The sequence below is a fragment of the Prosthecochloris sp. genome (assembly GCA_015482705.2).
In the GTDB taxonomy this organism is placed as follows: domain Bacteria; phylum Bacteroidota; class Chlorobiia; order Chlorobiales; family Chlorobiaceae; genus Prosthecochloris.
The window spans coordinates 18,987-32,830 of record JADMLA020000019.1; the positions used below are offsets into that span (position 1 = coordinate 18,987).

General features: G+C 48.2%; 14 protein-coding genes. 4 read left to right on the forward strand and 10 right to left on the reverse strand.

Going from position 1 to position 13,844, the window contains the following annotated elements:
- Positions 1-2: 2 nt before the first annotated feature.
- From moaA to QZ209_RS03610, 4 genes are all read right to left on the reverse strand, one after another.
- Positions 3-1,007, reverse strand: a complete 1,005-nt coding sequence (gene moaA, locus QZ209_RS03595) for a GTP 3',8-cyclase MoaA (protein WP_294344757.1) — start codon at positions 1,005-1,007, stop codon at positions 3-5.
- Positions 1,000-1,833, reverse strand: coding sequence for a glycerophosphodiester phosphodiesterase family protein (locus tag QZ209_RS03600; protein ID WP_294344759.1), 834 nt, complete (start codon positions 1,831-1,833; stop codon positions 1,000-1,002). The genes moaA and QZ209_RS03600 overlap by 8 nt, the downstream gene beginning before the upstream one ends.
- A 213-nt stretch (positions 1,834-2,046) precedes the next feature.
- The gene (locus tag QZ209_RS03605; protein ID WP_294344760.1) at positions 2,047-2,562 is read right to left on the reverse strand and encodes an RsbRD N-terminal domain-containing protein; all 516 of its coding nucleotides are present in this window, start codon (positions 2,560-2,562) and stop codon (positions 2,047-2,049) included.
- A 148-nt stretch (positions 2,563-2,710) separates the two neighbouring features.
- On the reverse strand, positions 2,711-3,007 hold the full coding sequence (locus QZ209_RS03610; protein WP_294344761.1) for a hypothetical protein: 297 nt from the start codon (positions 3,005-3,007) through the stop codon (positions 2,711-2,713).
- A 258-nt stretch (positions 3,008-3,265) separates the two neighbouring features.
- Here QZ209_RS03610 and QZ209_RS03615 point away from each other — a divergent pair, with 258 nt between their 5' ends.
- From QZ209_RS03615 to QZ209_RS03625, 3 genes are all read left to right on the forward strand, one after another.
- Positions 3,266-3,448: a YqaE/Pmp3 family membrane protein gene (locus QZ209_RS03615; RefSeq protein ID WP_294344763.1), complete on the forward strand. Its 183-nt coding sequence runs from the start codon at positions 3,266-3,268 to the stop codon at positions 3,446-3,448.
- Positions 3,449-3,542: 94 nt separating this feature from the next.
- Positions 3,543-4,670, forward strand: coding sequence for a bifunctional molybdenum cofactor guanylyltransferase MobA/molybdopterin-guanine dinucleotide biosynthesis adaptor protein MobB (gene mobAB / locus QZ209_RS03620; RefSeq protein ID WP_294344765.1), 1,128 nt, complete (start codon positions 3,543-3,545; stop codon positions 4,668-4,670).
- 67 nt (positions 4,671-4,737) lie between these two features.
- Positions 4,738-5,244: a universal stress protein gene (locus QZ209_RS03625; protein ID WP_294344766.1), complete on the forward strand. Its 507-nt coding sequence runs from the start codon at positions 4,738-4,740 to the stop codon at positions 5,242-5,244.
- A 59-nt stretch (positions 5,245-5,303) separates the two neighbouring features.
- Here QZ209_RS03625 and nqrF read toward each other — a convergent pair whose 3' ends face one another.
- The 6 genes from nqrF to QZ209_RS03655 are packed head-to-tail and all read right to left on the reverse strand — an operon-like array spanning position 5,304 to position 11,007.
- On the reverse strand, positions 5,304-6,533 hold the full coding sequence (gene nqrF, locus QZ209_RS03630) for an NADH:ubiquinone reductase (Na(+)-transporting) subunit F (protein WP_294344768.1): 1,230 nt from the start codon (positions 6,531-6,533) through the stop codon (positions 5,304-5,306).
- Positions 6,534-6,566: 33 nt separating this feature from the next.
- Entirely contained in the window at positions 6,567-7,193 is a 627-nt protein-coding gene (gene nqrE / locus QZ209_RS03635; protein ID WP_294344770.1) for an NADH:ubiquinone reductase (Na(+)-transporting) subunit E, read from the reverse strand.
- A complete protein-coding gene (locus QZ209_RS03640) occupies positions 7,194-7,817 on the reverse strand; it encodes an NADH:ubiquinone reductase (Na(+)-transporting) subunit D (RefSeq protein ID WP_294344772.1) in 624 nt (207 codons plus the stop codon).
- On the reverse strand, positions 7,814-8,470 hold the full coding sequence (locus tag QZ209_RS03645) for an FMN-binding protein (RefSeq protein WP_294344773.1): 657 nt from the start codon (positions 8,468-8,470) through the stop codon (positions 7,814-7,816). Before QZ209_RS03645 ends, QZ209_RS03640 begins: the two co-directional genes overlap by 4 nt.
- Positions 8,457-9,611 carry an NADH:ubiquinone reductase (Na(+)-transporting) subunit B gene (locus tag QZ209_RS03650; RefSeq protein WP_294344775.1) on the reverse strand — a complete coding sequence of 385 codons (1,155 nt, stop codon included), beginning with the start codon at positions 9,609-9,611 and terminating at the stop codon, positions 8,457-8,459. Before QZ209_RS03650 ends, QZ209_RS03645 begins: the two co-directional genes overlap by 14 nt.
- 40 nt (positions 9,612-9,651) lie before the next feature.
- Positions 9,652-11,007, reverse strand: coding sequence for a Na(+)-translocating NADH-quinone reductase subunit A (locus QZ209_RS03655; protein WP_294344777.1), 1,356 nt, complete (start codon positions 11,005-11,007; stop codon positions 9,652-9,654).
- A 719-nt stretch (positions 11,008-11,726) separates the two neighbouring features.
- On the opposite strand from QZ209_RS03655, the gene QZ209_RS03660 reads away from it, so the two are divergent.
- A complete protein-coding gene (locus QZ209_RS03660; RefSeq protein WP_294344778.1) occupies positions 11,727-13,844 on the forward strand; it encodes a molybdopterin-dependent oxidoreductase in 2,118 nt (705 codons plus the stop codon).

The following is a 13,844-nucleotide window of genomic DNA, read 5'->3' on the forward strand; positions in this document are numbered from 1 at the left end:
CCCTATCCCCCAATTTCCGACATGCTGGTTCTCGGAGCCTTTCCTCCAGCCGTTCTCCCATCTTTCGGCTTCATATCGATAGCCTCCTGAAAAAGCGCTCCAAGCTGTTCGTTATCGGCTCCGCTGCGTAACGCAGCAAGCATATCGACACCATTTTTTGCATAAAGGCAGCTCATGATCCTACCGGACGATGTAATTCGCAAACGATTGCATTGACTACAGAAATTACGGGTAAATGCCGGAATAATGGCAATCGACCCGCGATACCCCGGCAAAGAAAAGCTGAAATGTTCTGTAGCGTATCCTTGTGTAGATTCCAGATCCGGATATATGTTACCGAGCATTTCCAGTATCTTGTCCGCTCCCATGAACTTCCCAGTACGCCATATCTGATGATCGTCAAAAGGCATCAGCTCCATAAACCGGACGGTCACCGGCCATTGGCGGGTCAGATCGGCAAACCTGCCGAGTTCTCCGGCGTTAATCCCCCGCAGTAACAACACGTTGATCTTCACTTGCAGCTCATCGGCATGGCGAAGCAACGATTCGAAATTTCCCAGAACATCCGGTAAAAGGTTTCTTCTGGTAATCGCCTTGTAACGGTCTTCATCAAAGGTATCGAGGCTGAAATTGATACCGTCGAGACCGGCTTCGAGAAGCCTGTCGAGATAATGACCGAGCAAGACACCGTTTGTCGTCAACACGACCGTTTCTATTCCGTCTACAGCCTTTGCATACCGCACCAGATCGACGATATCGTCACGCAAGAGAGGCTCTCCCCCTGTAAAGCGGACTTTTCTGACACCCAATGCAGCCAGCGCTTCGATTATCCGGCAGATCTCCTGATAATCAAGTTCTTCAGCCGCCACATTTTGACCACAATGCTCTTCACGCATACAGTAGACACAACGCAGGTTACAGCGCGAGGTCACCGAAACACGCACATACCGAACACCACGGTTATAGCGGTCTACCAGCATCGGCATCTTTTCTCTTGCATCATTCATGTAATACCTCCACAGCACGTTCAGGGCAATCGGTAATAATGCCGTCAACCCCCATCGCTGCAAGAATCTTCATTGTTTCGGGTGAATTTACCGTCCAGGGAACAATGCCGATACCACGGTCATGAAGCTTTTTCACAAGAGAACCATCAACCATCGGGAAATACGGGTTGAGGTAATCCGGCTTGAAATCAAGCCTGCCGAGTTCGATTTCCGGGTCCTGTCCCATCCCGACCAGTAGCCCGAGAGCGACTGACGGTGATAACTTCCTTACCTCCTCGATGATTCGAGCATCGAACGACTGCACCCTGGTACGTGAAGCGACGCCCGATTCTTCAATAACAGCGACGACAAGCGCCGCATACTCGCACGGAGCAGGATGCCTGACTCCGTCACCATCCATCCTGGACTTCACTTCAAGGTTGTATATCACTCCGCTCTCTTTTCGCAGTTCCTTACTATACCGCTCCACCAAACGGAAAACATCGGCAAGCAACGGTTTCACTGCGGAAATTTTTTGCTGACCGGGAAATTCAGATGAAGGCTGACCACAGCCAAAACGAACAATATCTGCATACTTCATAGCATAGAGCAAATACCGTTTTTCGTCGCTTTTTGTCAGCACCCTGCCGTCCGGCGCAGTACATAACCCGGCCTGCATGTATGGATCGTGAGAAACAACCACCAGGTTATCTCCTGAAATGCAGAGATCGAGTTCTATTGCCTCGACCCCAAGCTCAACAGCTTTTAAAAACGCAGAAATGGTGTTTTCCGGAAAAAAAGAGCGAGCTCCCCTGTGGGCATGTATTTCCAAGAAATGGTCTATCATAAAAAGGTTGTCTCACAAGCTATTCGACAATGGTTCAAACTGTCATTATGGAAAAGTCTTGCCACTCCGTGAAATGGATATTCGAGTTTCACGGGTCGAGCAGAGGATGACAACCAGGAAAGGAAATCGAACCATACATGATGGCTTGCCTAGAATAGGAGAGGCTGTCCTTTTGAGAGACAGCCTCGAATAATGTTCTATCGAAAACGCGGATCACTCCCGAATCAACCAGTGCTTGAATCCCTCGACTGTCTTTTTGAACTCGCTGTCTCCATCCGTAGTTCTGGATGAACAGGCAACCTGTTCATAACCGACAAGAGCGAAATACATTGCTTTGTCATAAAAATAATTGAGCTGTTCGCCAAACTGAAGGGCACGATTGAGGTCGATACCTTCGGTAATAATGCCTTGCTCCTTGATGTACTGGAACAGCATGTCCCGCTCGAGAATAAGGGAGTACACCATCTCACTGGACTTTATGCCGGCCTGAGCGCGTGCTTCACCTATTTCGCAAAAATTCCGGGCTATCTCCTCATCGATGTTTTCCTGCTTCGCCACCCATGTTCCGAGTTTTCTGAAACGGCCATAGACACTGTCGTGCAGATCTTTTTTCGATAAATTCGCGTAACCGCCGGTCAGCGAATTGGAACGCACCTCTTCAACCCACTTGAGCGAAAGTGATTCGGCATGATCCTCAATAAGGCCAGTAAAACGATTGATAAGCAGCATGTTGCAGTTATTTATATATAAATGGAAATGGAAATTCCTCTTCTCATAAAAAACTAAACGTATCGAGAGAAGATTTCAAATACAATCCTCCTGTTTTCAGCCAATCTTTTCAGCCCGACAATGTACGACACTATACGTTGATACGTTCTCAAGTGCTGGGGCTCTGCCTCTTTCCCTGTCTCTGCCGGTTGGCTTTGGATGAGGGCTTTCTCTTAGGCTTCGAAGTCTTTTTTTTCCTGACCTTGTTTCCGGAATTGCTCGGCCTTTCCGACAGATCTACACCCTGAGTGCCGAAAAGCTCGGGATAGTAGTTTTTTTTCTTGTTGAATTTGTTCTTTCGATACCTTTTCTCAAGGTCAGCGTATGGACTTGGTGGGTCGGGAGAGGTGTTCGGATTATTAAAATTCGGTTCCTCAAGGACCTCATTGAAATCATCCGATACCATCTCAGGATGAAATTTCTTATGCAAGCTATATCATGTTTATGTTTAAAATCCAGAATCGATGTCTCTGAATATGATCAACGCACTTTCAGCATCTGATTCACAAACGCCCGGGGGCTAGTAATTTAAAATTTTACCGCTAATATGCAAGAGTACCGACACACCCCAGGCTATTTCACAGAGAATAACGCATTTACCATTGCTTGTTGCACCGAGAAGTATTAAATTTTGGAAAAAATAACCATTAACCCGGAGAATACCATGATAGATATTCGCAAATGGATCCTTGCCGTCATCTGCCCCCCAGCCGCCATTCTTGACAGAGAAATCGGGACGATTATGCTTGTGGGACTTTTAACCGCGCTCTTCTGGGTTCCCGGTGTCGTTGCAGCACTTTTTCTCTTGATCCAGCAACAGACCCAGCGCCGTCAGCCGCAGGTATAACGTGCTCGAAAGCTAATAAAACCCGTTGACCGGTTGAAGAGTTCCCTGTAAATCGAGGGAAAAGCCGATGACGGGAAGCTAAAGGAATATCTGCATGAACATTATGCCTGATGTTACATTTCATCCATTTGAAATAGCATTTTGCGGATTTTCCAACTCTGGGAAAACAACGCTGATATCCCGTCTCGTTTCGTTGTTCAGCGAAAGCTATTCAGTCGGCTATTATAAACACGGCTGCCACCGTTTCGATATCGACCGGGAGGGTAAGGATTCTTTCGTTGTGCGTCAATCCGGAGCAAGGGCAGTGATGGTGTCCGACCCGGAAAAACATGCACTGATCAGTACCGGCAGTTCCGATCTCTTCCTGGAAAAAACGGGACTGCTTCATGTTGATTTTCTCCTTGTCGAAGGCTTGAAGGAACTCCCGTTACCAAAGCTCGTCCTCATCGATCACGATCACAAGATACTCGATCTGCTTGCGAATAAAACGCTGAAAAATGTTATCGCACTGGTAACAGCCGATCCGGCTTCGATTCCCGATACATACGGTTTTCCAGTATTTCATCGGGACCGTATCGAAGATATCGCTGCATACATTCTCGCCTTTTTTCACAGCACGGTCACTCGCCGACCGCTGTTCGGACTGGTACTGGCAGGCGGAAAAAGTGAACGAATGGGAGAGGATAAAGCACTTCTCGCCTACCATACACAGGTACAAATCCAACACACGGCAACAATGCTGTTGAAACAGTGTAAAGAGGTTTACCTTTCCTGCCGATCCGATCAGCAAAGCTCATATGTCAAGTATGGCATCCCCCTCATGCTCGATGGTTATCTGGACATCGGCCCTCTCGGAGGCTTGCTTTCCGCTCAACAACGCTTTCCCGATGCCTCATGGCTTGTAACGGCATGTGATCTGCCTTTTCTCGATCACTCTCTGATCAGTGAACTCACTGCCGAACGAAACCCGTTTTCTTTTGCAACGGCATACCGCCATGCCGACAGAAAACCCGAACCGCTCTGCACACTATATGAACCGAAAAGCAGGTTGCCACTACTCCTTCGTCATGCAACGGGCAACAATTCCTTGCGGTCATTTCTTGAAGATTCTCCCATTCATTACCTTTCAGTAAAGGATCCTCGCTACCTGCACAATATCAATACCCCTGAAGAACGGAAGCAGGTAATCAAATCGCTTTCTACGCGGGGAAAAACACAGTAGATCCATTACGGTACCGTAGACGAACAATCGATGCTGATTCAAAGCATTTCGAACACAGGGAGCGACCATGAAACTACTCGCAGCTCTGGATTTCTCAGATGTAACGGACAACGTCGTTACAACCATTCAAAAACTCGCCGGCGCTTCATCGGCAAGCGTTATCCTGTTGCATGTCATAGCCGATGACAAGCAGGACATCGAGTTTCATCCAACGATCGAACCCCACTACCGACCTCCACAAAAATACTACCATGAACCCGACTCGTCCGAAGAAGGTGACGCCGTACCGATACTCCATCATAAGAATTTCAAGAAACTGCAGAACATCGCCGACCTTCTCGACGAAGAGGGAATAGAAGCCTCTTTATCGATCGTGCACGGAAATGCCGCCAGGACAATCATCGAACATGCCGAAAAAGAACAGGCCGACTTCATCCTGCTCGGATCACACGGGCACAAAACCCTCTACCAGCTTATCGTCGGCACCGTCTGTTCGGGAGTGGTAAGCGATTCCGGTATTCCGGTAATCATTGTGCCGAAAAAAGCGGGAAAAAAACCTCACGCTGAAAGTTAGTATGATAGAATCCGGCAACACATCCTCAAGGAGGTGCCGCTCTTCCATTAGTGGCATTGTCAGGAAAACTCATCGTACGATATCATCTCTTTCTCCACCCCAAGATTATAGAGCATTGTTTCTACAGAAGAAACCATGACCGGAGGACCGCACATGTAGTACTCGATCTCTTCGGGTTCTTCATGATCCTCGAGATAGTTGTCGTAGAGCACTGTATGGATGAAGCCAGTGAATCCATTCCAATTATCTCCGGGCAGAGGATTCGAAAGCGCGACATGGTAGGTGAAATTCGGGAACTCCTCTGCAATGGCCCTGAACTCTTCATCATAGAACATCTCCTTACGGGACCGTGCACCATACCAGAAAGAAACCTTGCGGCCGGTTTTCAATGTTTTAAACAGATAGAAAATATGTGAACGCATCGGGGCCATCCCTGCCCCCCCGCCGATATACACCATTTCCCTTTCCGATTCGCGGATGAAAAACTCTCCATAAGGACCGGAAACACGCACCTTGTCACCCGGCTCGAGATTGAAAATATACGAAGAACCTACCCCTGGCGGTGCGCTGTCCATAAGATCGGGAGGGGGTGTCGCAATACGAACATTGAGTATGATGCTATTGCCTTCAGCCGGATGGTTGGCCATCGAATAGGCCCTGAACGTTTCCACTTCATTCCTGCTTACAAGCTTCCACATATTGTACTTATCCCAGTCATCGCGATACTCCTCTTCGATTTTGAACCCTGAAAACGATATATCCGGGTATTCCGGGATATCGATCTGGATGTACCCGCCAGCTTTGAACTCGAGATTTTCTTTTTCGGGAAGTTCAAGGACAAGCTCCTTGATAAACGTCGCTACACTGCGGTTGGAACGAACAGTACATTCCCATTGGCGGATGCTGAATATCTCTTCAGGAAGAAATATCTTCATCGGTTCGCGGACTTTCACCTGGCATGACAGACGAATATCCTGCTTGACTTCCGAACGGGAAATGTGGTTGAGCTCGGTAGGCAGCACCTGACCTCCCCCCTCGGTAATCCGGCATTTACACATACCACAGGTTCCACCCCCACCACATGCAGACGGGATAAAAATCTTTTCATCGGACAATGTAGACAGCAAACTGCGGCCGGCATTGACCGACAGGGTATTCTCATCGTTTTCATTGATGATAATCGCGACCTTTCCCTGAGGCAACAGCTTGCTGGCAGCGGTATTCAGCAACGCAACAAGCAGAACGACCACCGCAACGAAAACCAGAACAGCCGAAAGAGCGACAAGCATTGATTTGAAATCTTGAATCGGTTAAACAGCTCGCTAAAGGTCAATGCCGGAAAACGACATATACGCCATCGAAATCAGTCCGGTCAGAATCATCGCTATTCCCAAACCCCGCAGTCCTATCGGTACGTTGGAATATTTCAGCTTGTAACGCATGGTTGCAAGCGTCACGATCGCAAGAAAAAACCCGACTCCAGCACTCGAGCCAAACACAGCGGCTTCCATAAGGTCATATTCCCGTTCAACCATAAAAAGCGAAGAACCGAGAATTGCACAGTTGACGGCTATCAGCGGGAGAAAGATGCCAAGAGACTGATAGAGCGTCGGACTGACTCTGTCAAGCGTCATTTCCACAAGCTGCACCATCGCTGCAATGGTTGCGATAAACACGATAAATGTCAGAAAACTAAGATCCACCTCCTCCATTCCGGCAATTCCGGTCCATTGCAGCGCTCCCTTTTCCAATAAGTAGTGGCTGATCATCCAGTTTGCGGGGACAGTGATTCCGTTGACGAAGACAACGGCAAACCCGAGACCGATCGAAGTCTCGACTTTTTTCGATATGGCAAGAAACGAGCACATCCCCAGAAAATAGGCAAGCAGGATGTTCTTGATAAATATCGTTTCAACCGCAAGACTCAGATAGTGCGATAAGGCGTCCATCTACTCCTCCGTGTAACCGTTTATCGTTCTTTGCAGCCATATGAGCAAACCGAGAATGATAAACGCACCTGGCGCAAGCAGCATCAGGCCGTTGTTTACATACCATCCCCCGTGCTCGACGTACAGAAAGTCTGGAATAATCTGAAAGCCAAACAGCGAGCCACTGCCGAAGAGCTCTCTTGCTGCCGATACCAAAAGAAGAATCAAACCGTACCCCATGGCATTGCCCAGGCCGTCAAGAGACGACTCCCAAACGGTGTTTTTCAAAGCAAAAGCCTCGGCCCTGCCCAGAACGATACAGTTCGTGATAATCAGGCCGACAAAAATACTCAGCTGCTTACTGATATCGTAGAGATAGGCTTTGAGAAGCTCGTCGATAAAAATGACGAGCGTCGCAATTATGGTAAGCATAACGATAATCCTGACTCTCGAAGGAATGACTTCCCGTAGTGCCGACACGATGACATTCGAACCAACCAGCACAAAAACGAGAGCACCGGACATTACCAGTGCCGTATCCATTTTTACCGTAACGGCAAGGGCCGAACATATTCCGAGCACCTGGGTTGTAATAGGGTTGCTTCGGCTCAGGGGTCCGGCAAAGGTATCGAGAGTTTTCTTCATCGCAATAACGCCTCCTCTTCATCGGATTCTCTCAGTAAGGGGAGATATTCCGTCAGATCATCACGTAAAAAACGATTGATGGATCCGGTTGTCAGCGATGCACCGCTCAGGCCGTCAACCGCATGTTCACTTTGTTCGAGCAATTTGCTTTTCGCAATGGTCACGGATACCAATTCACCGTCTTTAAAGATTTTCTTGCCGACAAACCGGCGAGAAAAAAAATCCTTTTCAATCTCGCCGCCGAGACCCGGCGTTTCGCCATGATCATAAAACGATATTCCCTTGATGGTGTTCTTGTCCGGCTCAAGCGCTATAAAACCATTTATCGTCGACCAGACGCCTTTCCCCGATACCGGAAACACATAGCCCTCGGGGCGTTCCGCTAAACCAAAAGTGTAATACTCCCTCTCGCCCCCTTTGCCGTCGGGAAAGACCTGTTTTGTAAATTTCGACATGTAGAACTCTTCGACATCACTGTCGCTCATTTCGGGACTGAGAGCCCCAACGGTCTTCAGGACATTCTTCCTTGTATCCAACGCCTTGTTGAACTCCTGCCGCTCCTGCAAATTTATTTTCATGACGGAGAGCATCAGCGCGGAAATAATCGCCATCGCTATAACGAAAAAATATGTATAGCTGTTACTGCTTCGCATAAGCCTTCTGTCTTTTTGCAATATTCTGCCGCAGCACAAAATAGTCGATCATCGGAGCAAACGCATTTCCGAGCAAAATCGAAAGCATGATACCTTCGGCGAACGCCTGGTTCAGCACACGAATCATAACGCAAAGGGCTCCAATCAATATACCGTAGATCCATCGGCCTTTATCGGTCTGAGCAGCACTGACAGGATCCGTCGCCATAAAAACAATACCGAAAGCAAAACCGCCCATGACGCCATGATACAGCGGGGAAAGGGAAAGCATGGTGTTCTCCGAAGCGGGAGCGAGAAGATTCGCCAGTATCGCCGCCGTTACAAGACCGATAAGACCGCCTGCCATGATGCGCCAGTTGGCTATTCTCGAAACAATGAGCACAACAGCCCCGGCTAGAACGGCAAGCGTGGAGGTTCCGGCTACCGAACCAGGTATAAGACCGACAAACATGTCTTTGAGAGTGTAGCCGGCCGCCGCCACCAGTGAAACCGCATCGTCACCTGGTACAGATGCGGCAACGGCAAGAGGTGTTGCTGCAGTGAGATCGTCGGCGAGAGTCCAGACAGGGTCACCACTCATCTCTGCCGGATAGGCGAAGAAGATAAATGCACGGGCAATGAGAGCCGGATTGAATATGTTGTATCCTGTCCCGCCGGTGACTTCCTTGCCGATAACTATACCGAACGATATACCCATGGCAACCATCCAGAGAGGAATATCAGGAGGCAACGTCATTGGAAGCAGTAAGCCGGTAACGAGAAATCCCTCATTGACCTCATGCCGGCGGATAACGGCAAACAGCACTTCCCACAAACCGCCGACAATGTACGAAACAAGGATCAGCGGCACTACAGCACTCCCCCCTGTCATGACATTCTGCAGGAAGCCCGCACCGGGGTCGGCCTGATAACCGGTATTGTAAATTCCGAAAACAAGGGCCGGCATAAGCGCTATAATCACCGTAAACATCGAACGCTTCATATCCACGGCATCCCTGACATGCGGTGCAACTGCGGTTGCTGTCCCGGGAACATAGAATATGGTATCGACCATTTCGTACAGGGGAAACAACCTTTCCCACTTTCCCCCTTTGCTGAAATGCGGTTCGATTCGATCGAGAAACGTTCTCAAAGCGCCCATAGTCCTATATTAAACGATTATTCCAGCATACCGTTCTACACTAACCGTTTTTCTCAACATATTCCAACCCTTGACGAATAATCTCGGCAATCTCCATTTTCGATGCATCGATAAAGGAGCACAGCGCAAAATCCTCTGGATCACACTCATAGATTCCCAGCTTCTCCATCTCATCGATATCCTCGGCAAGAATCATTTTTATCAGAAATGTGGGTAGAATGTTCATGGGAAGGACAGACTCGATATTACCGAAAGGAATAATAATTCTCTCACTTCCGTGCATTCGGGTATCGAGATGAGCCCCCCGGTTACCGACAAGGCGGGATAAAAAGAGATTGGTCAAAGAATATTTGTGGAGTCCCGGCATAAGCCATCCGAAGAAATCACGCCGGGTGCTTTCCGGTATAACCGAAACGGTGTCGTGATAAAATCCAAGAGAATCCTCCGCCACGCACTGCAAACCGGTAAGCACGTCACCTGAAACCAGCCGGGCATCCCGTTCAACCGGATTTCCCCACAGAATGTCTTTTAACATCATACCCTGACGGATTTTTACGTAGAGCCTTTTCTCCACCGACTCCCCTCCGACAGTCACGACTTTATCAACCGGCAGCACTCCTTTGAGAAACAACCCGCCGATTCGCATAACATCCTGAAGAGAAACATACCAGACGATGTCGTCACGGTTCCTGATAGGAGCGATGTGATGAATATGAATACCGACATTCCCTGCAGGATGCGGTCCGCTGAAACGGTGGAGAACAACGTCTTTTAAACCGGCAAGCATTGCACTCGAACTATTTTTTCCGGCGACGAGATGAACCGGTCTTCCTGTAAGCCTTTTTAAAACCGACAAACCCATCTGAAGCCCGGCTGCACCCTGCTCGAGCAGATAATCCGTATCGGGAGCGAAAGGAGCGGTAGGTGTTGCCGATATGAAAACAGCTTTCGGTAATTTCTCAGGATCCGCTACAGAGGAAAAAGGACGTTGCCTGATAACCGGCCAGAGCCCCGAACGCAGCAGCTGACTTTTTATCGTATCGGGAGAAAGAGCGGGAACCGATTGCTCATTGAAACGCTCGAACGATTCAACTGATTCGGTTCGGTCGAGATCGATAACAATCTCCCTGACGGTCCGCCGCTCCCCTACAACGATGTTCACAACCCGGCCGGCCCCCGGTGCGGTCACAAGCATATCCGGGAAGGTTTTGTCATACAACACCGGTGCTCCGGTATTGACATGATCGCCTTCCTTGACCAGCAGTTTCGGCTTGATCCCGGGAAAATCCCCCGGCCTTATCTTCAAACGGGCAGGTTGCCCCGCATCGACCAGAAGTTTTTCGGGTTGACCTCCAATCGCAAGATTATGGCCTTTCTTCAGTCGAATTACCTTCATAGCATATCAATGCCTTGATATAAAATAACTCTTTCGAAATCATATCATGCACATCAACCGCTGCGGAAAAGAAAAAATTTCACTATGACCGTAAACCCAACGCTATACGTTAAAAATATCCCAAACGTATTTCATCGATCAAAAAAAAGACATAATGCTCACAGAAAAGAACCAATAAACAACCATATAATTATATATAAAAAATAACAATCGTTATAAACAAAACAAAAAAAGAGATATAGCAAAAACACATTTCAGACTAAAGCGTAATTAATATAAAAACAATACTTTAGACGAACAGCAACAGTGTAAATCTTTTGTTTTTGCAACACATTCACATATGTTATATATTCTTGGCTGAATTTTATCGATTATCCTGCATAGATATAATTGCGGATACAGAGAAGAGTGAATAGCCACTCGTCTTATTATTATTTCTTGTTAGCAGTTCGAAGGACAAGATTGCATTTACAGAAGTAATCCATTCCTTAGAGTTGGTATCATCAAATATTTCAACAGCACTATTCTCATTGCCAATCCGGAATACCGGAGAGCAGAAAATTTTCCCAGGCAACCCGCCTGGCCGGAAAACAACCATTAGCATCAGGAGACCTTGAAACATGAACCATGGTCATGATTTGAACCGCAGAGATTTTTTAAAGATATCGTCTCTGTTTTTAGCTGGATCTGCTGCGATTTCTAGTCAGGTCGGGCAGGCATTGTCTAGCACAAACACTGCCTATGCGAAAGACGACAGGGAAAAAGTTGTTCATTCATTCTGCGAACACTGTTTCTGGCGTTGCGGTATCGCAGCACACGTACGTAATGGCAAAATCTACAAAATCACCGGTTCGGAACATCATCCGCTCAGCAACGGAAAGCTCTGTCCTCGTGGTACAGGAGGCATCGGGCAGATTTACGATCCCGACAGGCTCGCCCACCCGCTCATCAGAGAACGAAAAGGGGGCACAAGCAACCTCCGTAAAGCTTCATGGGATGAAGCCATCACCTACACAGCCGAAAAGCTTTATCAGATAAAGGAAAAATACGGCCCCGAATCCATCGCAATGCTCCATCATGGTTACGGGTACACCTTTTTCAAGGAAATGTTCAAGGCGTTCGGCGTGAACAAATTTGCGAAGCCATCGTACGACTTCTGCTGTGGACCACGTCTTCAAGGCTATACCATGACCTACGGCCATGGCTCAGGCACTCCTGAAGGTATCGATATCATGAACAGTAAATACCTGCTCTTTTTCGGTACACATTACGGTGAAAACATGCACAACACCGCTGTTCAGGAAATTTCGGAGGGTATTCGTCGCGGCCTCAAGATCGTTGTGTTCGATCCCCGATTCTCGACACTTGCAGGAAAAGCCGAAAAATGGCTGCCGATAAAACCAGGAACGGACATCGCCATGATGCAGGCTCTTATGAACGTTCTCATCAGCGAAGACCTCTACGACAAGAAATTCGTTACGGAAAACACCGTAGGATTTGACGAGCTTTGGGCTGAAGTCCAGCAGATGACTCCTGAAAAAGCGGCAAGCATCACCGATATTCCGGCAGACGAAATCCGTGAAATTGCAAGAACTTTTGCGAGCTACGCTCCGGCAGCAGCAGTCCATCCAGGACGAAGAACACAGTGGTACGCCGACGGAACGCAACGGGTACGCGCCATAGCGATACTCAATGCATTGACCGGTAACTACAAAATGCCGGGCGGTGTTGTCAAGTATGAAAAATACAAGCTGCCGAAACCCGAAGCTCATCCGCATCCGCATTTCAAGAAAGAGGTCTGGAGCAAGTATCCGTTCTTTGTACAAACCAAACCGGAAAACTCCATTACCTCCCACGAGGTTGTTCAGCAGACGCTCGAAGAAGAAATAAAAGCCTGGTTTGTCTATGGGGTGAACGTTCCCGAAACCATTACCCTCGGACGGAAAACCGCAATCGAGGCGATGCAGAAACTCGATTTCATGGTTGCCGTCGATACGCTGCCGATGGAAGTCACCGGATATGCCGATATCGTACTTCCTGAATGCACCTATCTGGAGCGCTATGATGACCTCGATGGAGGAAGGCCTTACCGGACGCCGTTTGTAGCACTGCGCCAGCCTGTGGTGGAGCCGATGTTCGATAGTAAGCCCGGCAATGAAATCGCAAGAATGATGGCTGAAAAACTCGACCTGCACGGTGTTTTCGAAGACAGTGTGGAAACCTATCTCGACAAGCGGCTGAAGAAAGTCGGCAGTTCACTCGAAGAAGTCGAAAAAACAGGCGTGCTCGTCGGTGAACCAACCAATCTCTACCGAAAACCCGATGAAAAATTATCCTTCAAAACCCCGAGCGGTAAAATAGAACTTGCTTCTGCGCAGTTGAAATCAGCTGGTTTCGATGCAGTTCCAAAGTACATCAAACATCCCGACCCTCCGCAGGGTTACTACAGGATACTGACAGGTCGCAAGCCGATGCTGACGTTCGGACGTACCGCAAACAATCGTTTTCTGAATGAACTGCCGACGGCGAGAGAAAACGAAATCTGGGTCAACCCCCGGATAGCCAAAAAGCATGCCCTTTCACACGGAGAGTATGTGCACCTGAAAAACCAGGCCGGTATCGTTTCGGAATTCCCCATAAAAGTAAAGGTTACCGAACGCATCAGAGAAGATTCGGTATATATGGTTCACGGCTACGGCCACTATTATAAAAAGCTGAAATGGGCTTACAGAAAAGGGGCGTCCCATAACCAGCTCATCTCAAAAGCAGACATCGATCAAAGTATCGGCGCCGTAGGCTTTCAAAACAACTTTGTGACTTTTATCAAGGAGGCATAA